The sequence below is a fragment of the Streptomonospora nanhaiensis genome (assembly GCF_013410565.1).
Taxonomy (GTDB): Bacteria; Actinomycetota; Actinomycetes; order Streptosporangiales; family Streptosporangiaceae; genus Streptomonospora; species Streptomonospora nanhaiensis.
Map to the genome: position 1 here is coordinate 3,198,544 of NZ_JACCFO010000001.1, position 21,713 is coordinate 3,220,256.

The following is a 21,713-nucleotide window of genomic DNA, read 5'->3' on the forward strand; positions in this document are numbered from 1 at the left end:
CGCCCTCACCGTGTCAGGCGGTGGGCGCCGGGGTGCGGTCGCCGCCGCCCACCCCGCGCCGGACGGCCACGGCGACCAGCATCCCGGCCAGCGAGACCGCGATTCCGTAGACCGCGTAGGGCACCTCGGTGCCGGCGATGTGGGCGGCGGCGCAGCCCACCAGGCCGCTGCCCATCGCGGTCAGGGCGATGCCCGGCGTCAGCCGCACCCGGTTGCGCAGCGCGAAGCCGACGAAGATCGGCACCGCCAGCGTCGCCGCGGAGTAGGCGTAGGTGGCCACCAGCCAGTCCAGCGCGCGGGGGAACGCGATCGCCAGCAGCGCGGCCGTCACCGTCACCCCCACCGTGATGAGCTGGGACATCCGCACCAGCTCCCGCTCGGGCCGGTCGCCGCCGCGGATGCCCTGGTAGAGGTCGCGCACCAGGTTGGTCGTGACCGAGTGCAGCGCGCTGGAGGTCGTGGACACGATGGTGGCCACCAGGAACCCGGCGAAGACCGCCATCACCCACAGCGGGAGCCGGCCGATGAACCAGCCCGCGGCCAGCTCGCGCTCGGCCACGCTGAAGTCGGCGCCCATCGCGCGCACCGCCAGCCCCAGCACGCCGGCGTAGACCCCGGCGATCAGCATCATCAGTCCGCTGACGACCAGGCTGCGGCGCACGTTGGACATGTCCTTGGTGGCGAAGATCCGCTGGTAGTAGAGCTGGTTGGTCAGCGTCCCGGGCACGATCGCGAAGACCCAGAGCAGGATGGTGGGCCAGCCCACGAGCGTGATGGACGACGGCGACCACAGCTCCTCGGGCACCCGCGTGGTGATGGCGTCCACCCCGCCCGCGGCGTAGATGGCGTAGCCGACCACGAACACGGTCACGACGAGCATGAACACGCCGAAGATGTAGTCCGACCAGGCCACCGACAGCAGCCCGCCCGGCAGCACGAACAGCAGCGACGCCACCGCCATCACGGCGATCAGGATCGGCAGCGAGAGCCCGGTGAGCTGCGAGAACAGCCGCGCGAACGCCACGAACTGGGTGGCCAGCCAGCCGAACGGCACCACGATGCTGCACAGCGCCGCGATCGCGACGACCTTGGTGTCGCGGCCGAACAGCCGGCTGAGCACCTGCGGCACGGTGTCGAACTCCTGGCTGCGCAGCCACTTGGCCAGCAGCACCAGCAGCAGGAACCCGACCGTGCAGGCCAGTTCGTACACCAGCACCGACCAGCCCCAGGCGTAGCCGATGCCGACGTGGGCGACGAGCACGCCGCCGCCCGAGGCGGTGGCGAACTGGCTGAACACGACCACGCGCAGCGGCAGCGAGCGCCCGCCGACGATCCAGTCGTCGGAGGTGGCGGCGCGGCGGCCGTAGTAGAAGGCGATCAGGGCGCCGGCGCCCATCACGAGCAGGGCCGAGGTGATGACCACGGCGGTGGAGACAGCGGATTCAGGCATGGTTTCATCCCCGTTTCGGGCATGCCGGGGGGCCGGGGTGCCGGGTGCGGCCGCCGCGCCGGGGGTCTCCCGGTGCGCTTGCCGGCCCGGCCGGTCCTCGATCGCGAGGTCGGCGATGACCTCTCCGAACAGCGGGGAGAGCTTGAAGCCGTGCGCGGAGAAGCCGGTGGCCAGCACCGCGCCGGGGCTTCCGGGCAGGGGGCCCAGCAGCGCGTGGCCGTCGGGGCTGAACAGGTCGGCGTAGACGGCGGTGCGGCTGGGGTCGGGGTGCAGCGCCGGCAGGTGCCGGCGCACGGTCTCCCGCGCAGTGGCGACCACCCCCGGCGCCGCGCGCGGCGGCAGCTCGCCGGGGTGGGCGACGGCGGGCCGGGGCGCGCTGTGCGGGCTGACCTTGACCGATACCCCGTCCATGACGGGGAAGCAGGAGTAGCCGTACTCCCCGACCCGGATGACGACCGGGTTGGGTCCGGGGACCAGGGCACCGGGATCACGGGCGGGGAACCAGCACATCGGGATCTGCCGGGCCTCCAGCCCCGCCGCCGCCAGGCCCGCCGACTCCAGCAGGCCGCGGGCGAAGGTGCCCGGGGCGGCGCTCCACGGGCCCAGGGCCAGGACCAGGCGGTCGAGGTCGTGGCGGCGGCCGCCGGCGGCCACGCTCCACCCCGACCCGTGCGGCTCGACCGCCTCCACCCCGGTGTAGCGGTGGACGCGGGCGCCCAGCTCCTCGGCCCGCAGCGCCGCCGCCGCAAGGGCGGCGTCGGGCCGGACCACCCCGGCCCGGGGGTCGAGTACGGCGGTCTCGTCCGGGCCCACGGGGTGCTGCGGGTAGCGCTCGGCCGCCTCCTCGGACGTGAGGACGCGGTGGGCCAGCCCGTACTCGCGGGCGCCCTCGACGATCTCGCGCATGCGGGGGTCGTCCGCCGGCCCGATGGACAGCCCGCCGCACAGGTCGAGCAGCCGCCGCCCGGTGCGGTCCTCCAGTTCGCGCCACAGCCCCTCGGCGCGCTGGAGCAGCGGGATGTAGCGCCGCCCCTCCATGTAGGCGGTGCGGAAGATGCGGGACTCGCCTCCGGCGGCGCCCCGGTCGTGCCCGGGGGCGTCGAGGTCGAACGCGACGACCTCGGCGCCGCGCTCGGCCGCGCGCCAGGCCGCCATGGTGCCGATGGTTCCGGTGCCGACGATGCCGATGCGGGGGCGGGTCATAGCGACTCCTCTGCGGGGGGAGGGACCGGTGCGAGGGACTGCTCGATGTAGAAGGGGCTCTGGTCGGGCAGCAGGTGGGACTGGAAGACCTCGGCGAGGCCGCCGTCGGCCAGCCAGATGTTGCGGCGCAGCCGGAAGACGGGCCGCCCGGCGGCGGTGCGCAGCGGTTCGGCCTCGGACTCGGGCAGCGCCACCGGCTCCACGTACAGCCGCGAGCGGTGGATCGGCACGCCCGTGGCGCGGAAGTAGGCGACGGTGGTGAGGTCCTCCAGCGGCTCCTCCAGCAGGCGCGGCACCAGCGCGAAGGGGATGACGGCCCGCTCGGTGGCGATGGGGTTCTCGGCGGCGTCGAGCTTGACGCGGCGCAGCAGCACGACGGGGGTGTCCGGGGCGAACCCGGCGGCCGGCCCGGCCCCGGCGGGGCCGGCGGAGGCGCCGGCGTCCGCGGCGGCCACGACGCGGGCCTCGGTGACGAGGTGGCGGCCCTCGATGTCGGGGCCGGCCCCGTGGGGGTTGACGAGGCGCAGCAGGTCGCGTTCGGGTTCGGAGCGGGCGACGAAGGTGCCGCGCCGCCGGTAGCGCACCACCAGGCCGCGCCGCACGAGCTCCTGCACGGCCCGCTGCACGGTGACCCGGCTGACGCCGTGGGTCCGCGCCAGCTCGGCCTCGGTGGGCACCCGCGTGCCGGGGGGCCACTCACCTGAGGTGATCCGGGCCTCCAGTTCAGCCCGGATCATGTCGTACCGTGCGGCGTGCATTTTTTGAGTTAACCAATCGGGCATTTGATAAGTCAATACCGTCTTCCGGTGTTTCCGCCGGTGAAGCACCGCGCCCCGGGCGGCGGCCGCCGTCCGGGGCGCGGTTCGCCGGGGGCCGCTCCCCCGCCCGGCGGCCGCCCTACCGGAACGCGCGCAGCGCGGCGCGCAGGTCGCCCAGCAGGAGGCCGGGCTGCTCCAGCGCGGGGAAGTGCCCGCCCCGGTCGAACTCGGTCCAGCGCACGATCGGGTTGTCGCGCTCGGCCAGCCGCCGGACCGGCAGCATGATGTCCTCGGGGAACACCGCCACGGCCGTGGGCACACTCGACTCCGGCTCCGGCTCGCCCCAGGTCTCGACCCCCTCCTTGTAGTAGCGGGCGGAGGACCCGGCGGTGCGGGTGAACCAGTACAGCGACACGGTGGTCAGCATCGCGTCGCGGTCCACGGCGTCCTCGGGCGCGTTCGCGGAGTCGGTCCACGCCTTGAACCCGTCGGCGATCCAGGCGAGCTGGGCCACCGGCGAGTCGGTGAGCGCGTAGGCCATGAGCTGCGGCTTGGTGCTCTGGACGGCGGCGTAGCCGCTCAGCTCGTGGTCGTAGCGGTAGGACTTCTCGGCACTGCGCTTCTCGGCCTCCACCGAGAGGTCGGCGGTCTCGGCCGTGGCGCCGGCCGAGAACACCTGCGTCAGGTGCAGCGCCGCCATGTGCCCGGCGTCGATCAGCGCCAGCTCGCGCGACACCAGCGCCCCGAAGTCCTGGCCGTGGGCGGCGTAGCGGGTGTAACCCAGGCGGCGCATCAGCTCCTTCCAGGCCCGCGCCACGCGCGGCACCGACCACCCGGTCTCGCGGGTGGGGCCCGACAGCGTGAAGCCCGGCGGCGAGGGCACCACCACGTGGAAGGCGTCGGCCGGGTCGCCGCCGTGGGCGCGGGGGTCGGCCAGCGGGCCGATGAGCCGCTCGAACTCGGCGAACGACCCGGGCCAGCCGTGGGTGAGGACGAGCGGCAGCGCGTCGGGCTCGGGCGAGCGCACGTGCACGAAGTGCACGGGGTGGCCGTCCAGCTCGGTGGTGAAGTGCGGCAGCTGGTTGAGCCGCGCCTCCTGCGCCCGCCAGTCGAACCCGGTGCGCCAGTACTCCGCCAGTTCCCGCAGGTAGCCCAGCGGGATGCCGTAGGACCAGTCCTCGGCGGGGTCGTCGGGCCAGCGGGTGTTCTCCAGGCGGCGGGCGAGGTCGTCGAGGTCGGCCTGGGGCACCTCGATGCGCAGCGGCGTGATCGTTTCGGTCATGGCGGGCACGGTAGGCAGGGTGGCGGCCGGCTGCTGTCCGGGACTCCTGGGAGACTGCGGACCATGATGGAGACCTCGGCCCGGCTGCTGCGGCTGCTCGGCCTGCTGCAGACCCGCGCGGAGTGGTCGGGGGCCGAACTCGCCGAGCGCCTGGGGGTCAGCACCCGCACGGTCCGGCGCGACGTCGACCGGCTGCGCGGCCTGGACTACCCCGTCGAGGTCGACCTGGGGCCGGCCGGGGGCTACCGGCTGGGCGCGGGCGGGCGCCTGCCGCCGCTGCTGCTGGACGACGAGGAGGCGGTGGCCGTGGCCGTCGGGCTGCGCACGGCCGCCGGGAGCAACGTCGCCGGGATCGGCGAGGCGGCGCTGCGCGCGCTGGTCAAGCTGCGCCAGGTGCTGCCGCCGCGGCTGCGCGGCCGCGTGGGCGCCCTCGACATCGCCATGGTGCACGTTCCGGGCCTGCCCTCGGTCGACGCGGGCGATCTGGCCGCGATCGCCACCGCCTGCCGCGACCGGCGCCGCCTGCGGTTCGACTACCTCAGCCGCCCCGGCGAGGAGAGCGTGCGGCTGGTCGAGCCCCACCAACTGGTGGTGTGGGGCAGCCGCTGGTACCTGGTCGCCTGGGACCTCGACCGGGCCGACTGGCGCACCTTCCGGGTGGACCGCATGCGCGTGCGGCCCGGCACCGGCGCCCGGTTCACCCCGCGCGGGCTACCGGGCGGGGACGCGGCGGAGTTCGTCACCGCCGGCCTCGACCGGGCCTGGCCGCACCACGCCACGGTCCGGCTGCACGCCCCGGCGGACTCCCCCACCGCCCTGCGGGCGCGCACCTACGGGCGGGTGGAGCCGGTGGACGACCGCACCTGCCTGCTGCACTTCGGCGCCGACACCCTGCACTCGCTGGCCTTCCTGCTCGGCGCCCTGAAGGAGGACTTCGAGGTGGTGCGCCCGCCCGAACTGGCCGCCGAACTCCGCCGCCTGGCCGCGCGGTTCGTCCGCGGGGCCGAGGCGATGGAGGGGCGGTCAGCGAGGGCGGAGGCGGCCGGAAACGGTGGCGTCCACGGGGCCTGAGCCCCCCGGCTACCGCGCACGGCGGGGCCGCGCCGTGCGGTTCCCGCCGAGGCGCAACACGGGCGGCACCGCCGCGGGGTCGCGGTGCGCGGACTGCTGCGGGCCGCGCCCGGTGGCGACCTCCCTCAACGCGGGCCGCAGGCCGCAGGGGAAGTCGCGTACGCCCGCGCCGGCGGCCACGACGTAGGCGCGCGGGCGGACCAGGCCCAGGAAGGTGAACAGGCGCTTGGTCTCGACCTCGCGGACCCCGCGCGCCACCTCCGCCGGGCGCCGGTCGGGGTTGTGGCCGTCGGCGAAGTCGGTGGAGGAGATGTTGTCCTTGCCCTTCCGCAGCGCCTCCTTCTTGAACGCCGCGGCCTGGGGGTAGCCGTACCGGGAGTCCAGGGTGAAGCAGACGACGTGCAGGCGGCCGGTGATGCCCTCGATGTTGCGCAGCGCCGAGGCGCGCTCCCAGGCCGCGCGCACCTCGGGGGAGGCGTCCGGCGGCCCCCCCGAAGTGGGTTTCGTGGGTGACGCGCATGGACAGCGCCGCGCCGGGGTCGGCGTGGTTGCCCTCGGGGTGGAGCAGGGGCGCGCTGGCGACCGCGGCGGGAAAGCCCCGCGTCATGAGGAGGGCGCTGAGGAAGCCGCCGTAGGAGAAGCCGTAGGCGGCCATGCGGTTGGTGTTCACCGCCAGCCGCGGGTCGGCCTTACCCCGGGCCACGACGGCGGCGACGGCGGCCTCCAAGTGGTCCACCTCGGTGGTGCCCGCCCTGCCGTAGATGCTCGTCCGCCAGTCGCGGCCGTACCCGCCCGAACCGGCGTAGTCGGGCAGCACCAGCACCGCCCCCGCCTTGACCGCCATCTGGGAGACCTCCGAGGGCGGGGCGTTGGGGGTGCTGGAGACCGGCCCGCCGTGCACGTCCAGCAGCAGGGGGTACCCGCCCGGGGGCGGCGGGGAGGTCGGGGTGACCACCACGACCGAGAGCCGGCCGCCTGCGGGCTCGGCCACGTCGACCCACAGGCGCTGATGACGGGCGTCGCCCGCCCCCAGCAGCGGCGGCTTGGCCGGTGCGAAGGGGAAGGCCGCGCCGGCGGTGGAGCGGTACTCCGCCGCGCTGAACATGTCCTGCGACCGGTACTCGACGCTGCCGTCGGGGCGGGCGGCCACGTCCCGCACCGTGCCGGGCCGGGTGGGCACCAGGTCGGGCCGCGCGTCGGGCCGGGTGGTGTCGAAGCGGTAGACGCGCTGGTCGAAGCCGTCGGTGAACACCGCCACCACGGTCCGCCCGTCGGGCGCGTACGACGCCTGGGGGAGCCACCACGAGGTCCAGCGCTGGACGAATTCCCCGACGACAGCCTCCCGGGAGAGCCGCCGCTCGTCGGTCGGGTCGTCGGCGTCGGCCACCACCAGGCTCCGCAGGTTGTCGTCGGGGCCCTCGCGGAACAGCAGGAGTTCGTGGGATCGGGGGTCCGGGCTGAACTGGACCGGCACGACGGACACGCCGTCGCGGTCGCCCACCCGCCGCACGGGGGAGCCGTCGGCGGTGCGGCGCACGTCGGCCCAGGCGCCGCCGATGGCGCCGTTGACGAAGGCCACCAGCGTGCCGTCGGCCGACAGCACCGGGCCGTTGAGGAGCGCGGAGTCGTCCGAGGCGATCTCGCGCACGGCACCGTCGGGTTCGGCCACATAGACCCCGAAGCGCTTCCCGCCGGGCGGCAGTTCGCCGTCGAACCCCAGGGCGAACGCGAACCTGCCGGTGCGGGACGACGCCCCGAGCTGGCGCCCGGGGGGCAGGTCCGGTGCGACGGGGACCTCGTCGCCGGGGGCACTGGCGAAGGGCTGGCCTACCCAGGCCCCGTCCTCGGCACCGGGGTAGGCCGGCTTGAACCAGTACACCGTCTCGCCGTCCGCCGAGATCACGGCGTCCGCCGCGTTGTGCCGGGGGTCGGTGAGCCGGCGGTGCTCGCCGGTGCCCCGGTCCCAGGAGTAGACCGCCCACGCGCCGGGCTCCTCGCCCGGTGGCTCGGGCCGGTAGCAGTAGATGCTCCGGTCCGGGTCGGCCTCGGCGGTCCGGAGCTCCGCCGTGCTGCCCTGCTCGCGGGGCGCCCCCGGCGCCGCCCCCGCCGTGTCCTCCATGGCACACCTCTTTCCCCCGCCGCGCACGGATCGCCGCGGCCGGGTGTCGACTCCGTTGTCGTCACGGGGATCCTAAAGGGCGGTTTCGGCGCCCCGGCGGCGGAGGTGGGTGGAGGCGGCCGTCGCCGCGAGAGGCGGGCGCCGGTCAGGACGGCGGCGGCGCGGAGTCGCCCTCCTCGCGGCCGACCGTGCGCCGCAGGACGTCGCAGGTGTACTGGAACTCCTCCTGCAGCCGGGTGGCCTCGACCAGCAGCGTCGCGTAGGGGCTGGAGCGGTCGGTGAGCGGCAGGGCGTTCCGGGAGGCGTGGTCGGCCAGGCCCTGGGCGTACTCCTCGGCCTGTGCCACCTTGGCGCAGAGGTCGTCGGTCTGCTCGGCCAGGCGCTCGTCGGCGACCTCGCTGAGGTCGCGGGTGACCTCGGCGGCCGAGGCCAGGAAGTCCGCGTAGTGGCCCAGGAACGCGTCGCGGTCGGGGCCGGCCTGGGTGCGGCCGGCCGACTCGTCGAGGGTGCGGGCCACCGACGCCAGCTGGTAGCTGACGCGGTCGAGGGCGTCGACCACCTCGGCGTAGCCGGTGAAGGTCAGGCGGCCGCGGTTGCGGCGCAGCAGGCGGCGGGGGTTGTAGTAGACGCTCTCCTCGGCCGTCCGAACGGCGGTGCGGGCCTGGTCCACCTGGCGGCCGAGGTTGTTGGCGCGGCGGCGCCACTGGGCGGTGCGCTCCTCGTCCAGGGAGCCCTCGCGCAGCGGCGGGTGCATGTCGGAGATCAGGTCGCACATGGAGTGGGCCAGCGCGCGCACGCCGTACTCCGCGCTGCGGAACCGCATGGGCGGCAGGACGAGCAGGTTCACCGGCACGCCGACACCGCAGCCCACGCACACCAGCAGCACGATCTGGCCGAGCTGGGCCAGCCGGTCCACCGTGGTGGTGGCCGTGATGTACATGGAGAACGCGAAGAACGCCGCCGTGGCCACCTGGGAGCCCTGCGAGCCGAGCCGGGGCCACCGGCCGATGACCAGTGCCCCCACGGTGACCAGTGCGAACGTGAGCACATCGGGCCCGGCCAGGAACCCGAAGACGCCCTGGAGCACCACGCCCAGCGAGACCGCGCCGAGGTAGCGCAGCGACTGGGCCACCGACTGGTAGACCGTCACCTGCATCATCAGCACCGCCGAGAAGGGGGCGAACGCGGGCGCCTGGGCGCGCATGCCGTAGTAGGCGATCGTCCAGGCGATGGTGGCGGCCAGCGTGCTCTTGGCGATCATCAGCAGGACGTTGCGCTCGTGGCCGTCGGATCGCGCGCGGTGCAGCCACTGCCGGGTGCGCGACCACCAGTCCAGGGGGGCCGGCCGCAGCCCCGTCCGCTCCGATGGGCGCCGTGACCGACGCGCTGACCGTGCCGACCGCGATGGACGCATACCCCGCTGCCTCCTGGCTCTGGTGCCGCTCTCCCGTTGCCCCGACCGGATCCGCGCGACCTGGGGCGGCGCGGTCCCGCCGGCTCCTGCCCCGTCCGGATAACCGGGAACGCCGCGAACATGTCGCCCGCCGCCGCATCGGCGCCGACCGCCTGTCGGTCGTGGCTCGGCGGCGCCCCGTGGCCGACACTGGTGCGGGGGTGGTGGAAGCCAGTGGCTGAGGGCACGGGCGGCGCGGGCGGAGGCGCTGGAGGGGCCGGGGGCGCTTCGGGCGCCGGAGGCACCGGGGGCGCGGAGGGCACCGAGTTGGAGCGGGCCGTGGCCGGGCTTCGGCTCATGGCCGAGGTGAGCACGGTCGTGGGCAGCAGCCTGGACGGCGAGGTGGTGCTGCGCCGCCTCGCCCGCCTGGTGGTGCCCGTGCTCGCCGACTGGTGCGTGGTGGACCTCATCGGCGACGAACTGCGCCGCGTGGCGCTGGTGCACCGCGACCCCGACGTGCGCCCCGCCCCCTACACCGCGGGCATGGTGCTGCCCGCGCCCGGGCCGGTGCCCGGCAGAGCCGTCGAGCGCGTCCTGGCCGGCGAGGGGCCCCTTGTCAGCACCGAGTTCCCCGCCGCCGACAGCCCGCTGGGCCGCGAGCACCGCCAGCTCATCGACGCCTTCGGCGCCCACACCGAGGTCCTGGTGCCGCTGCGCGTGCGCCGCCGCGTCCTGGGGGTCCTGGGGCTGGTGCGCACCTCGCCCGAGCGCCCGGTCACCGCCGAGGACCTGGAGCTGATCCAGGACATCGCCCACCGCGCCGCCATCGCCCTGGACAACGCCCGCCTCTACGCCTCGGTCCGCGGCGCCGCCCACGACCTCCAGCGGGCGCTGCTGCCCGAACTCCCCGACCTCGGCCGCCTGGAGACGGCCGCCCACTACCTGCCCGCCCAGGACGAGGCCGAGGTGGGCGGCGACTGGTACGACGCCTTCGTGCTGCCCGACGGCGCCGCCGCGCTCGCCGTGGGCGACGTCTGCGGCCACGACCGGGCCGCCGCCGTCGAGATGTCCAAGCTGCAGAACATGCTGCGCGCCCTGGCCTGGGACCACCAGGACCCGCCCAGCGGGATCCTCCGCCGGCTGGACGCGCTCATGGACTACCTGCGGGCCCGCACCGCCACCGCCGTGTTCGGCCGCGTCGACGGCCCCGACGGCGGCCCGTGGACCTGGTCCTGGAGCAACGCCGGCCACCCGCCGCCCCTGCTGCTGGCCCCCGACGGCCGCACCCGCTACCTCGGCGGCGCCCCCGACCCCCTGCTGGGCACCGGCGTGCCGCTCCCCCGCACCGACCGCACCGAGGCCCTGCGGCCCGGCCGCACCCTGCTGCTCTACAGCGACGGCCTGGTCGAACGCCGCGGCGAGTCGCTGTCGCGGGGCATGGTCCGCCTGCGCCAGCAACTCGCCCTGCGCGCCCGCGAACCGGTGGGCGCCCTTTGCGACAGCCTGCTGGAGTGCATGGTCCCCGAGCCCGAGGACGACGTGGTCCTGCTGGCCCTGCGGGTCCCCGGGGAGGGGTGAGCGGTGGCCGTACGCGGTCCCGGCCGCCGCGGGGTCAAGGGCGGCCGAGGGTGCTTTCTCGGGGGACCAGGGCGAATCCGGGGCGGATGCGGCGCGAGGAATCGGGGGGTGGGGTGCGGGCGGGGTCGAGGCGGGCGAGGAGGGCGTCGACGGCGGCGCGGGCGATCGCCCGCTTGTGCGGGGCGATGGTGGTCAGGGCCGCCGCGCAGTAGCGGCCGTCCTCGATGTCGTCGAACCCGACCACAGCGACGTCCTCGGGGACCCGCAGGCCGCGTTCGCCCAGGGTGCGCATGGCGCCGATCGCGACCAGGTCGTTGTAGCAGAACACGGCGTCGGGCGCGGCGCCGGAGTCCAGCAGGCGGGCCATCGCCCGGGCGCCGTCGGCGCGGGTGTAGCCGTCGGTGGTCGCCACCAGGTCGTCGCCGGCCGCCGCGCCCGCCGCCGCCAGCTCCTCGCGCCACCCGCGCAGCCGCAGGTGGGCGGGCTGGCGGGTGCGGCCGTGGCGGGCGCCGAGGAAAGCGATGCGCCGCCGGCCCAGCTCCAGCAGGTGCCGCGTCGCCGTGCGGGCGGCGGCCACGTTGTCGATGGCGATGTGGTCGTAGGGCGCGTCGTACTCCCGCTCGCCCAGCAGCACCAGCGGCGCCTCGGAGCCGCGCTCGGCCAGGTCCTCGTTCTCCAGCTCGATGGGGCTCAGGATCAGGCCGTCGATCAGGCCGGCGCGCACGCCCCGGACGAACAGCACCTCCTGGTCGCGCCGCCCGTGGGTGGGGTCCAGCAGCACGGTGCAGCCCAGGCCCGCCGCGTAGTCGATCACCTCCTCGGCCAACTCGGCGAAGTAGGGGTTGTTCAGCTCGGGCAGGGCGAGGGCGATGATGCCGGTGCGCCCGGCGCGCAGGTGGCGGGCGGTGAGGTTGGGGCGGTAGCCCAGCTCGTCGATGGCCTGCTGCACGCGCCGGCGCGTGGCCGGCGTGACGTGGCGGTAGCCGTTGACGACGTTGGACACCGTCTTGGCGGAGACGCCGGCGCGCTCCGCGACGTCCTTCAGGCTGACGACCACACCGCCCCCTTCGCGTTCGCGGGGCCGCTTCGCGGGCCCGCCGCCCGCGCGGGCGCCGCGCCGCCAATTCCCGCGCTCCCCGCTGGGAGTTCCATCGTTATACAGCACCGGCCCGTGCCGCCACCCGCGGCCGCAGTTCGGCGCCGCAGCGCCCGTTCCGCGCCATCCGGGGGGCCGCCGGGCGGGCGCGGCGGTGCGGCCGGACCTCTGGACAGCGGGGGGTGACTGTGCTCTCATCGTGAGTGAACCCGGGTTTTCCACGTTGTAAACGACGCGACGAGGCCGGACGCGGGGGCGGACACGACCCGCCCCCGCTCCGGCCGCTCCCCCGTTTCCCGGAGGCCCCCATGCGCCTGAGCCCCTCCGATCCCCCCGCCCGCCCCCGCTCCGCCGCACCCGCCGCCGCGGCCCTGGCCGCGCTCCTGACCTCCGCCCTGCTGCTGCCCGCCCCGCCCGCCGCCGCTGCCGAGTGGCGGCCCCTCGAACCCCCGCTGACCACCCCCTGGACCGACGACGTCTCGCCCGACAACGCGCTGCCCGAGTACCCGCGCCCGCAACTGGAGCGCCCCGACTGGCGCAACCTCAACGGCGTGTGGCAGTGGGCGCCCGCCGCCGAGGGCGAGGCCCCGCCGCTCGGCGAGGACCTCGGCCGCGAGATCCTCGTGCCCTACCCCGTGGAGTCGGCGCTGTCGGGTGTCGGCGAGGACACCGACCGCATGTGGTACCGCCGCACCTTCACCGTCCCCGACTCCTGGGACGGCCGCCGCGTGCTGCTCCACTTCGACGCCGTGGACTGGCGCGCCGAGGTCTGGGTCAACGGCACCCGGGTGGGCGGCCACACCGGCGGATACGACCGGTTCTCCCTCGACGTCACCGACGCCCTGCGCGAGGGCGGCAACGAGGTGGTCGTGGGCGTGCACGACCCCACCGACGGCGGCTCCCAGCCGGTCGGCAAGCAGCGCGACGAGCCCGGCGGGATCTTCTACACCTCCTACACCGGCATCTGGCAGACGGTGTGGCTGGAGCCGGTGGCCCCCGCCCATGTCACCCGGGTGGACCTCACCCCCGACGTCCCCGGCGAGCGGCTGGACGCGGTGGTCCACGCCGAGCGCGCCGGCGGCACCACCGCACGGGTGACCGTCCGCGACGGCGACACCGTCGTGGGCACCGCGCGCGGGCGCCCCGGCACGGAGATCTCCGTGCCGGTCCCCGACCCCCGCCTGTGGTCCCCCGGCGACCCCTTCCTCTACGACGTCGAGGTCACCCTGGAGCGCGGCGGCCGCACGGTCGACCGCGTCGACAGCTACGCCGGCATGCGCTCGATCGACACCGCCGAGGTGGACGGCGTGGTGCGCCCGGTCCTCAACGGCGAGTACGTCTTCCAGATGGGCACGCTCGACCAGGGGTACTGGCCCGACGGCATCGCGACCGCGCCCACCGACGAGGCCCTGCGCTTCGACATCCAGGCGCACAAGGACCTGGGCTACAACACCATCCGCAAGCACGTGAAGGTCGAGCCCGACCGCTGGTACTACTGGGCCGACCGGCTGGGCGTGCTGGTGTGGCAGGACATGCCCTCCATGGCCGAGGTCCCCGACGCCGCCGGGCGCGAGCGGTTCGAGGCCGAACTGCGCGAGATGATCGACCAGCACCGCAGCTCCCCCGCCATCACCCACTGGATCCCGTTCAACGAGGGCTGGGGGCAGTACGACGGCGCCCGCATCGCCGAGGAGGTCGCGGCCATGGACCCCTCGCGCCTGGTCACCGGCGCATCGGGCTGGCACGACACCGGCAACGGCGACGTGATCGACTCCCACATCTACACCGGCCCCGGCGACCCCTCCCCCGCCACGGACGCCCGCGCCTCGGTGCTGGGCGAGTACGGCGGCCTGGGCCTTGCGGTGGAGGGCCACGAGTGGAGCCCCGGCGACGGGTTCGGCTACGAGATGGTGTCCGACAGCGCCTCGCTCACCCACCGCTACACCGGCATGCTCGCCGGCCTCCAGCGGCTGGAGCGCACCAACGGGCTCTCGGGCGCGATCTACACCGAGATCACCGACGTGGAGAACGAGCTGAACGGGCTCTACACCTACGACCGCCGAGAGCTGAAGGTGGACCCCGGCGCGGTGCGGGCCGCCCACGAGGACCTGATCGCGGGCCGGCCGGTGAGCGGGTCGGCGGACCTGCCCGCCGGCGAGTGGCGCTCGCTGCGGGTGACCACCCCCGGGCACACCGACCGCTACATCCGCCACGCCGACGGGCTCGGCTACACCGCCGCGGTGGACGCCTCGGGGTCCGACCTGCTGAAGGCCGACGCCACCTGGCGGATCGTGCCCGGCCTGGCCGATGAGGCCTGCTATTCGCTGGAGTCGCGCAACTACCCCGGCGAGTACCTGCGCCACCGCGAGGACCGGGTGCGGCGCGACCCCGACGACGGGACGCGGCTGTTCGACCAGGACGCCACCTGGTGCGCGGTGCCCGGGCTGTCGGGCACCGGGGTGTCGCTGCGCTCCTACAACTACCCCGACCACTTCCTGCGGCACTACGGCTCCGAGCTGTGGCTGGCGGGTATGGGCGGGCCGCGGTCCTACGACACCGCCGACCTGTTCGCCGAGGACGCGAGCTGGGCGGTGGCCGACCCGTGGGCGCCGTGACGGCCGTGCGCCGCTGAATGGACCGGCGCCGGCGGTTCGCCCCGCCGCCGGCGCCGCCCGGCTCCGCCGCCCGCTCGCACCCGTCCGGCGAGCGGGCGGCGGGCCGCGGGTTGTCAGGCGGGGCAGCGGGCGCGGAGTTCGGCGGCGCCGTCGCCGGTGAGGTCGTCGCAGAACGCGGCGCGGCCGGTCATGGCCATGATGAGGGCGACGGTGGGCCCCGAGACCAGAGGGCCCTCGCCGGCGGAGAAGTCGGTGTCGGTGGCCGCCAGCCGCAGCCCCTTGACGCGGGACCGGGCCTCCACGACGAAGTCGCTGCCGTGGTAGTAGGCGGCCAGGCGGGTCAGGACCTCCGGCGGGTAGTCGCGGCGCAGGCCCAGCGGGCGGCGGATGTCCTCGCCGTGGACCACGGCCTCGCCGAGGTTGGCGATCGGCGGCAGCGGCGAGGTGGTACTGGAGACCACCCGCTGGAAGCGGTCGAGGGTGTCGGCCGGCGAGGAGCCCAGGTGCTCCCTCAGCCGCATGGCGACCATGGCGTCGAAGTCGAACCGGCAGCGCAGCACGCCCACCAGCCAGCGCGCCATGGACAGGCTGGCCCCGGCGGTGAGGTGGGCCAGGACCTCGCGCACCGAAAGCCCCGCGCACAGCGAGGGCACCGCCCAGTCGGGGTCGCTCAGACCGCCGAGGTCGGCGGCCAGGGCGGCGCGCTCGGCGTGGACCAGGGGCCAGGTTTCGTTCATACGTACGACCCTACCCACCGGGTACGACAACCCGCGGACGGCGGCCCGCGCCGGCGGCCCGCGCCGGCTCCCGCCTCCCCCGCCGCTCCCGCGCGGCGGTAGCCTTTCCGGGCGGCGCCCCAGCCGCGCACCGACGACCCCGGGCAGACCTGGCAGAAGGGTGGCGACCATGGCCGACTCCAGCGAGTACGCCGAGACGTTCGCGCTTGTCGACAGCGACGACGACGGCCTGATCTCCGCCGACGAGTTCGCCGACCTCCTGGCCCGCCTGGGCCAGGAGCGCGACGCCGACCGGGCCGCCGCCGCGGTCGCGGCGCTGGACTCCGACGGCGACGGCCGGGTCTCCCTGGCGGAGTTCACCCGCTACATGGCCCAGAACGCCTGACCAGGCGCTCGGCCACCGGGGCCCGGCGCGCGGCGCGCCCCCTCAGCGGCGGAACCGCCCGCTGGGGCCGAAGTAGTCGTCGTAGAGGTCGCCGCCGCGCCGGACCCCCACCACCGTCAGCACCGCCAGCAGGAGCACGCCCCCGGCGATCGGAAGCAGCGACGCCCGCAGGTTGCTCGCCCGCTGCTCCTCGACGGTGTCGAAGCACTCCCACCGCTCGGTCGACACGCAGTGCGGCTCGAACGCGCTGATCAGGTACCCGCCGAGCGCGATCAGCCCGAACGCCGCGGCCACGCCCGCCAGCCACGCCAGAACCAGCGCGGCGTCGGTGGCCGCGAGGCTGCGCGGCACCAGCCAGCCGCCGACCACGCACCCGGCCAGGATCAGCGGGTAGGCCACCGCCGGGATCAGCCACGTCTGGAATCCGACGGCGGCGGGGACGAGCACCATCGAGGCGGGCACCGACACGTACCCGCCCAGCCGGACGCTCTCCCAGAAGCCGAGGTGGCGCTCCACCGGCGTGCTCCCTCCCTTGTCCGGCCCGGTGCCCGGTCCGGCCTTGTCCGCCCCGGCCCCCGCCGCGGAACTCCCGCCGACCGGGGCCGTGCCATCAGCATGCCCCTTTTCAGGCCGCGCCGGGCGGCGGCGGGGCCGGTGTCGCCGCCCGGAGCCCGCCGCGCCGCGCGTCCGCGTCACCGCAGTTCGCGGCCCCTGCTCCGCGTTGCCGGTCCTTGACGAGAACGTGATCCATGGTTTATGGACCCGTTGCCGGGTAGGCGCCTGGACACAGCCTTACGGGGCCCGCGGCGCGGGCCCCGACCAGGGAACGAGGAGGCCGAAGAAGACATGAACACCGGCCTGATCATCGCGGTCGTCGCGATCGTGCTGCTGGTCGCCGCCGTCGCGGCGGTGGTGGCGCTCGTCCTGCCCCGGCAGCGCAGCAGGCGGCTGCGCCGGCGGTTCGGCCCCGAGTACGACCGGGCCCTCCGCGAGCACGGCAGCCGCGCCGCCGCCGAACGGTAGCTGGCCGCGCGCGAGAAGCAGCACGCCCGGCTCGATCTGAAACCCCTCTCCGCGCCCTCCCGCCGGAACTACGAGACCGGCTGGGCCCGCATCCAGGAGCAGTTCGTGGACACCCCGGCGGAGGCGGTCCGCGACGCCCACGACCTGCTCACCCGCCTCATGACCGAGCGCGGCTACCCCACCGAGGACGACGACCGGCGCATCGCGGCGCTGTCCGTGGAGCACGCCGGCACCCTCGACCGCTACCGCGAGGCCCGCGCCATCAGCCGCCGCACCGGCACCGGCGAGGCGTCCACCGAGGACCTGCGCCACGCGATGGTGCACTACCGGGCGCTCTTCACCGAACTGCTGGCCAACGGCACCACGGGCGGTGCCCCCGCCGACGCGGCGGGCCGGAGGGCCCACGGCCGCTCCGGACACGGCACCGCCCCCGAGGCGGCCGACCGCGGCACCGCTCCGCCCGCCCCGCGCACCGGCGAGCCGATGGGGCCGGGCGTGGCCGCCGCCTCCGGCACCGCGCAGGGCGCCCACCCCCGCCGTCCGGGCGCGCCGGCCGACCCCGACGAGCGCCACCGCCGCGGTGGCCCCGCCGCGCCCTGACCGGCGCCGCGCGGCGCGCCTCGCGCGCGCCGCACCCGTCTTCCGGCGCGTCCCCGCGCCGCCCCGAGCGAAGGGAGACCCCTCCCATGAGCAGTCCGAGCAGTCCGAGTGATCCGAGCGGTCCCGGCGGCCCGGCGCACCGGCCCGACGACACCGCCGTGGCCGGCGCGCGCGACCACGCCCACGCGGTCGGCGCCGACGGCACGGTGTCCCCCGGCGGCGACGCCGCCCGGCACCGCGCCGAGGACCGCTACGCCGCCGAGACCGGCACCCGCACCCCGCCCACCCGGGCCACCACCATCGGCAGTGCCGGCAGGGGCGCGTCCGCCCGGTCCGGCCGACCGCGCCGCCGACGGCGCATCATCGGAGGTCCGCGCGGCGTCGCCCGCCGCCTCCGACCGCGCCGGGAGCACCGCGCCGCACGCCGATGCGGCCGAGTCCCTCACCCTGTTCACCGAGGAGGACCGGAAGCGGTTCCAGGACAGGTGGCGCGAGGCCCAGGGCGACTTCGTGGACGACCCGCGCGCGGCCGTGCACACCGCCGACGAACTCGTCGACGAGGTGCTCAGGACGCTCACCGCGAAGTTCGCCGACCACAAGCGCACGTTGGAGGCGCAGTGGTCGCGCCAGGGCGGGGCCGACACCGAGGCCCTGCGCACGGCGATGCGCAGCTACCGCACCTTCTTCCGGCAGCTGCTGCAGACCCGGAACTGAGCCGCCCGGCGTCCGCCGCGGCCGCCCGGCCGCGGCGGACGCCGGGACCGGGCGCGGCGCGCGGAAACGGGCCGCGCGTGCTCCCCGTACGCCGTACACCCCGTTCTCCGCGCGCCGCGTGACAGCCAGGTGACGGCGGAGCCCCCGCGCGTCCGCGGGGGGCTCGGCTAATCCGCCTGTGCCGCCGCACCGGTGCCCGGGGCGGCGGCACAGGCGTGGGGGCCGTCCCATCGGTGCACGCCCAGGCCGGTGCGGCCGGGCGCAAGGTCGGGGCGCAGCACCAGGTCGGCGTCGTAGTCGGCGCTGTTCTCGTAGCGGTAGGCGATGGGCCGCTGGGTGGGCAGCTCGGCGAGCCGGGCGCGCAGCCCCTTGGCCGCGGCGTCGGCGGCCGCGGCGTCGGCCCGGTCCGCCCCGTAGACGACGAACGGCGGCAGCGCCGCCGCCCCGGTGTACCAGAACGTGCCGTGCAGCAGCGGGAACAGCACCTCGTCCACGTGCCCGTGGATCCCGCGCGGCCCGAACGACGCCTCCCGGGCCCCCACCGACGTCACGATGAGCGCGCGCTTGCCCACCAGGCCGCCGTCGCCGTAGCGGCGGGTGCGCCCCTGGTCGTCCCGGAGCCCGAACGCGAAGCCCTGCACCAGCACACGGTCCAGCCAGCCCTTGAGGATCGCGGGCGGGCCGAACCACCAGAGGGGGAAGTGCAGGACGATGGCGTCGGCCCAGTCGATCCGCTCCTGCTCGGCCAGGACGTCGGGGCTCAGCCGCCGCTCGCGGTGGCCGCGCTCCTGGGCGGCGCCCACCACCAGCCGGTCCCGCTCCAAACCGCCGGCCCCCGGGAAGTCCGCCGCGTCCACCACCGGTTTCCAGCCCATGGCGTAGAGGTCGGAGACGCGGACGTCGTGCCCGCGCTCCGCCAGCTCCGCGAGCCCCGCCGCCATCAGGGAGCCGTTCAGCGAGCGCCGTTCGGGGTGGGCGAACACCCAGAGGATCTTCATCCTCACGATGGTGCCTTAGCGGTCAATGCCCTGACGAGGGGCGACCGGCCCGCGATCGCCGGAATCGTGCGGTTTTCCGCCCCAAGGAACCGGACACCGGACGCCGGAAACCGCAGAGCACCCGAATCACCATGACACGGCCACCTGACCGCGGCCGGACGTTTGCGCCGGGAAAGTCAACCGGAAAGGACCGGCGCGCGTCTTACGAAATCGCCGTCGCCCGGAAAGGCACCGCCGAATGGCGGCCCGCACCCGGAATCGGCTACGGGGCGCGCCGCACCGGTGGCGCGGCGTCGCCGCGGCGGCACGGCGCCACCCCCGCATGGACGGCACCGGCGGCCCCCGCGACCGGAAGAGGACACCGAAACACCGATTTCCCTGCTGGTTCCGTGATTGTTGGCCGCATTCGCACCTTTAACCGGCGTTCCCAGGCGGGTACTATCGCTGCTGCGGCAACTCCGTACGTGGATTTCCCGCCGAACCGACGATTCTCCGCCGTGGCGCCGCGACACCTCCCGCCCCGGGTGTTCCGCCACCCCCCACCACGGCGCCCACGCCCTCCCGGTCCGGCGCGGCCGTCCCAGGCTGCGGCGGGGCCGCATGGGCCTTGAACCGCCGTTCTTCACCCCCAGGAGCGACAGGAGTTCGGTTACCTTGCGGCACCAGTCCAGAACGGAACGCGGACGCCTCGGCAAAGGTACGACCGTGGGCGCGGTGACGATCCTGGCCACAGGGCTGGTCGGCACCGCCGTCTTCGGCGTCGGCGCCTACAACCACTGGGACGACATCTCCAGCGGCAGCGTGTGGCTGTGGAGCAGCGTCACGGGCGAACTCATCCGCGTGAACGCCAACAACGGCCAGGTCGACCTCGTCCAGGAGGTCAAGGACTCCGAGAACCACCCGGTGCGCCTGGCCCAGAACAACCGGTACCTGGTCGTGCACGACCTCGACACCGGCGCGCTGTCCTCGGTCGACCTCGCCCGCATGGACTTCACCGGCCAGACCGACGTCGGCACGGCGGGCGACAACCACTTCGTGCTCGGCAACGACACCGCCGTGATCATCGACAAGGCCCAGGGCGAGGTCCGCCGGGTCGACCCCGAGACCCTGGAGTCGGTGGGCGAACCCCTCCAACTCGTCGGCCCGCTGGTCGGCGGCGAGTTCGACCGCGACGGCACGCTGTGGGTGGCCTCGCGCTCGCAGGGCACGGTGGTCGCCATCGACACCGCGCGCGAGCAGCCCGAGGTGATCGACAGCATCGCCGTCAGCGACCCCGGCGCCGACCTGGTCATGACCGTGCTGGACACCGGCGCGCTGGCCGTCAACCGCGACACCGGCGAGCTGAGCGTCGTGGGCGGCGGCTCGACCACCACGGTGGACTCCCCCATCGACCTCAAGGGCGCCAAGGTCCCCGCCCGCACCGTGGGCAACCTCGCCACGGTCACCGTTCCGAAGTCCTCGTCGCTGGTCGCGCTGGCCAACCTCAACGGCAGCCCCGAGGCGTCGTCCTTCGAGGTCCACGGCTCCACGCCCGAGACCGCGCTGCCCTTCGCCAACGCCCTCTTCGTGCCCTACTCCGAGGAGGGCCTGGTCCGCAGCTTCCGGCCCGACGGCTCGCAGAAGAACACCATCCGCGTTCCCGACGCCGGCGACAGCCCGCTGGAGCTGGAGGTCCGCGACGACCACCTGTTCATCAACGCCCCGGAGTCGGAGTCGGCGCTGGTCGTCGACCCCGACGGCCGGGTGCGCAAGGTCGACAAGTACGACCCCGAGGGCGAGGGCGACGGCGAGGGCGGCGACAGCCGCGAGGAGCAGGAGGAGGAGGCCGACCCCTACGTCGAGGGACCGGACAGCGACTACGAGCCGCCGCGGCTCGACCTGCCCGACGCCAGCAACCAGGAGGACCTGCCGGAGGACGTCCCGCTGGTCCAGGACGACCAGGAGAACGGCCGCAACGAGGACGACGAGGACCACGACACCCCGCGCGGCCGGCCGGAGGACGAGTACTCCCGGCCGCCCAACGAGGAGCCGCAGATCCCCACTCCCGACGAGTGGGCCCCGCAGCTTCCGCTGCCGGACGGCGACGGCGACGATGACGACGACAACTCCCCGCCCTGGGGCGACGACGACCACGGGAACGGCAACGGCAACGGCAACAACGACGACGAGGACGACGACGACGGCATCCTCGACCCCCCGAACTGGGGCGACGACGATGACGACGAGGACAACGGCGACGAGGAGGAGGAGCCCGCTCCGGGCTGGCCCGGACTCCCCGACGAGGAGGAGCCGCCGGTGGAGGAGCCTCCCGTGGAGGAGCCCCCGGTAGAGGAGCCTCCCGTGGAGGAGCCCCCGGTGGAGGAACCCCCTGTCGAGGAGCCTCCCGTGGAGGAGCCGCCGATCGAGGAGCCCCCGGTCGAACAGCCTCCGCCGCCCGTTGAGGAGCAGCCCCCGCCGCCGGTCGAGGAGCAGCCTCCGCCGCCTGTGGAGGAGCAGCCCCCGCCGCCCGTCGAGCCCGCCCCCGAGCAGCCCGTCGAGCCGGCTCCCGAGACCGGCACCACCCCGCCGCCCGCGGCCTGACCGGCGGCACCGCGCGGGCGATCGCGTCCCGAACCGCCTCCGCGCCCGGCCCCGGGCGCGGAGGCGGGCACCCGCCGGCGGCCGCCGTGCGCCGCCCCGCACCGACCCACC

Annotated in this window: 17 protein-coding genes and 1 pseudogene; 8 read left to right on the top strand and 10 right to left on the bottom strand. The window is 75.3% G+C overall.

The genetic code is table 11. The features are described from left to right. Positions 1 to 13: 13 nt before the first annotated feature. The 3 genes from HNR12_RS27840 to HNR12_RS13845 all read right to left on the bottom strand — a co-directional run bounded on the left by HNR12_RS27840 (position 14) and on the right by HNR12_RS13845 (position 4,693). A complete protein-coding gene (locus HNR12_RS27840) occupies positions 14 to 2,653 on the bottom strand; it encodes an FAD-dependent oxidoreductase (protein WP_217782532.1) in 2,640 nt (879 codons plus the stop codon). Continuing rightward, positions 2,650 to 3,411: a GntR family transcriptional regulator gene (locus HNR12_RS13840; RefSeq protein ID WP_179767869.1), complete on the bottom strand. Its 762-nt coding sequence runs from the start codon at positions 3,409 to 3,411 to the stop codon at positions 2,650 to 2,652. The genes HNR12_RS27840 and HNR12_RS13840 overlap by 4 nt, the downstream gene beginning before the upstream one ends. A 139-nt stretch (positions 3,412 to 3,550) precedes the next feature. Beyond that, positions 3,551 to 4,693 carry an epoxide hydrolase family protein gene (locus tag HNR12_RS13845; protein WP_179767870.1) on the bottom strand — a complete coding sequence of 381 codons (1,143 nt, stop codon included), beginning with the start codon at positions 4,691 to 4,693 and terminating at the stop codon, positions 3,551 to 3,553. Between the two features lie 63 nt (positions 4,694 to 4,756). Here HNR12_RS13845 and HNR12_RS13850 point away from each other — a divergent pair, with 63 nt between their 5' ends. Continuing rightward, entirely contained in the window at positions 4,757 to 5,764 is a 1,008-nt protein-coding gene (locus HNR12_RS13850) for a helix-turn-helix transcriptional regulator (protein ID WP_179767871.1), read from the top strand. A 9-nt stretch (positions 5,765 to 5,773) separates the two neighbouring features. Here HNR12_RS13850 and HNR12_RS13855 read toward each other — a convergent pair whose 3' ends face one another. From HNR12_RS13855 to HNR12_RS13865, 3 genes and pseudogenes are all read right to left on the bottom strand, one after another. Further along, positions 5,774 to 6,229 carry a hypothetical protein gene (locus HNR12_RS13855; protein ID WP_179767872.1) on the bottom strand — a complete coding sequence of 152 codons (456 nt, stop codon included), beginning with the start codon at positions 6,227 to 6,229 and terminating at the stop codon, positions 5,774 to 5,776. An 85-nt stretch (positions 6,230 to 6,314) separates the two neighbouring features. After that, positions 6,315 to 7,883 (bottom strand): annotated as a pseudogene (locus HNR12_RS29760) (prolyl oligopeptidase family serine peptidase); the annotation flags it as partial. 145 nt (positions 7,884 to 8,028) lie between these two features. Then, on the bottom strand, positions 8,029 to 9,144 hold the full coding sequence (locus HNR12_RS13865) for an FUSC family protein (protein WP_246425076.1): 1,116 nt from the start codon (positions 9,142 to 9,144) through the stop codon (positions 8,029 to 8,031). Between the two features lie 471 nt (positions 9,145 to 9,615). Between HNR12_RS13865 and HNR12_RS13870 the strand changes: the two genes are divergently transcribed. Continuing rightward, a complete protein-coding gene (locus HNR12_RS13870) occupies positions 9,616 to 10,854 on the top strand; it encodes a SpoIIE family protein phosphatase (RefSeq protein WP_218901937.1) in 1,239 nt (412 codons plus the stop codon). Between the two features lie 34 nt (positions 10,855 to 10,888). Here the strand turns inward: HNR12_RS13870 and HNR12_RS13875 are convergent, their stop codons facing one another. Further along, positions 10,889 to 11,911, bottom strand: coding sequence for a substrate-binding domain-containing protein (locus HNR12_RS13875; RefSeq protein WP_179767874.1), 1,023 nt, complete (start codon positions 11,909 to 11,911; stop codon positions 10,889 to 10,891). Positions 11,912 to 12,258: 347 nt separating this feature from the next. Here HNR12_RS13875 and HNR12_RS13880 point away from each other — a divergent pair, with 347 nt between their 5' ends. Beyond that, the gene (locus tag HNR12_RS13880) at positions 12,259 to 14,565 is read left to right on the top strand and encodes an AbfB domain-containing protein (RefSeq protein WP_179767875.1); all 2,307 of its coding nucleotides are present in this window, start codon (positions 12,259 to 12,261) and stop codon (positions 14,563 to 14,565) included. A gap of 113 nt (positions 14,566 to 14,678) precedes the next feature. Here the strand turns inward: HNR12_RS13880 and HNR12_RS13885 are convergent, their stop codons facing one another. After that, complete coding sequence (locus tag HNR12_RS13885) at positions 14,679 to 15,302, bottom strand: maleylpyruvate isomerase family mycothiol-dependent enzyme (RefSeq protein WP_179767876.1); 624 nt, start codon at positions 15,300 to 15,302, stop codon at positions 14,679 to 14,681. A 169-nt stretch (positions 15,303 to 15,471) separates the two neighbouring features. Between HNR12_RS13885 and HNR12_RS13890 the strand changes: the two genes are divergently transcribed. Beyond that, on the top strand, positions 15,472 to 15,687 hold the full coding sequence (locus HNR12_RS13890; protein WP_179767877.1) for an EF-hand domain-containing protein: 216 nt from the start codon (positions 15,472 to 15,474) through the stop codon (positions 15,685 to 15,687). Positions 15,688 to 15,729: 42 nt separating this feature from the next. On the opposite strand, the gene HNR12_RS13895 is transcribed toward HNR12_RS13890, so the two are convergent. Continuing rightward, complete coding sequence (locus HNR12_RS13895) at positions 15,730 to 16,203, bottom strand: hypothetical protein (protein WP_179767878.1); 474 nt, start codon at positions 16,201 to 16,203, stop codon at positions 15,730 to 15,732. A 330-nt stretch (positions 16,204 to 16,533) separates the two neighbouring features. Here HNR12_RS13895 and HNR12_RS27850 point away from each other — a divergent pair, with 330 nt between their 5' ends. The 3 genes from HNR12_RS27850 to HNR12_RS13905 all read left to right on the top strand — a co-directional run bounded on the left by HNR12_RS27850 (position 16,534) and on the right by HNR12_RS13905 (position 18,024). Continuing rightward, positions 16,534 to 16,710 carry a hypothetical protein gene (locus tag HNR12_RS27850; protein WP_217782540.1) on the top strand — a complete coding sequence of 59 codons (177 nt, stop codon included), beginning with the start codon at positions 16,534 to 16,536 and terminating at the stop codon, positions 16,708 to 16,710. A gap of 105 nt (positions 16,711 to 16,815) precedes the next feature. Then, on the top strand, positions 16,816 to 17,310 hold the full coding sequence (locus HNR12_RS27855) for a hypothetical protein (RefSeq protein WP_217782541.1): 495 nt from the start codon (positions 16,816 to 16,818) through the stop codon (positions 17,308 to 17,310). A 306-nt stretch (positions 17,311 to 17,616) separates the two neighbouring features. Further along, positions 17,617 to 18,024: a hypothetical protein gene (locus HNR12_RS13905; RefSeq protein WP_179767879.1), complete on the top strand. Its 408-nt coding sequence runs from the start codon at positions 17,617 to 17,619 to the stop codon at positions 18,022 to 18,024. Positions 18,025 to 18,191: 167 nt separating this feature from the next. Here the strand turns inward: HNR12_RS13905 and HNR12_RS13910 are convergent, their stop codons facing one another. Beyond that, positions 18,192 to 19,022: an NAD(P)H-dependent oxidoreductase gene (locus HNR12_RS13910; RefSeq protein ID WP_179767880.1), complete on the bottom strand. Its 831-nt coding sequence runs from the start codon at positions 19,020 to 19,022 to the stop codon at positions 18,192 to 18,194. A 705-nt stretch (positions 19,023 to 19,727) separates the two neighbouring features. Between HNR12_RS13910 and HNR12_RS13915 the strand changes: the two genes are divergently transcribed. After that, positions 19,728 to 21,602: a hypothetical protein gene (locus HNR12_RS13915; RefSeq protein WP_179767881.1), complete on the top strand. Its 1,875-nt coding sequence runs from the start codon at positions 19,728 to 19,730 to the stop codon at positions 21,600 to 21,602. The last annotated feature ends 111 nt before the right edge of the window (positions 21,603 to 21,713 follow it).

Excerpts from the sequence above, each read along its gene's own strand:
- HNR12_RS27840 (WP_217782532.1), bottom strand. The coding sequence starts at position 2,653 with ATGACCCGCCCCCGCATCGGCATCGTCGGCACCGGAACCATCGGCACC.
- HNR12_RS13840 (WP_179767869.1), bottom strand. The coding sequence starts at position 3,411 with ATGCACGCCGCACGGTACGACATGATCCGGGCTGAACTGGAGGCCCGG.
- HNR12_RS13845 (WP_179767870.1), bottom strand. The coding sequence starts at position 4,693 with ATGACCGAAACGATCACGCCGCTGCGCATCGAGGTGCCCCAGGCCGAC.
- HNR12_RS13850 (WP_179767871.1), top strand. The coding sequence starts at position 4,757 with ATGATGGAGACCTCGGCCCGGCTGCTGCGGCTGCTCGGCCTGCTGCAG.
- HNR12_RS13865 (WP_246425076.1), bottom strand. The coding sequence starts at position 9,144 with ATGATCGCCAAGAGCACGCTGGCCGCCACCATCGCCTGGACGATCGCC.
- HNR12_RS13880 (WP_179767875.1), top strand. The coding sequence starts at position 12,259 with ATGCGCCTGAGCCCCTCCGATCCCCCCGCCCGCCCCCGCTCCGCCGCA.
- HNR12_RS13885 (WP_179767876.1), bottom strand. The coding sequence starts at position 15,302 with ATGAACGAAACCTGGCCCCTGGTCCACGCCGAGCGCGCCGCCCTGGCC.
- HNR12_RS13890 (WP_179767877.1), top strand. The coding sequence starts at position 15,472 with ATGGCCGACTCCAGCGAGTACGCCGAGACGTTCGCGCTTGTCGACAGC.
- HNR12_RS27850 (WP_217782540.1), top strand. The coding sequence starts at position 16,534 with ATGAACACCGGCCTGATCATCGCGGTCGTCGCGATCGTGCTGCTGGTC.
- HNR12_RS13910 (WP_179767880.1), bottom strand. The coding sequence starts at position 19,022 with ATGAAGATCCTCTGGGTGTTCGCCCACCCCGAACGGCGCTCGCTGAAC.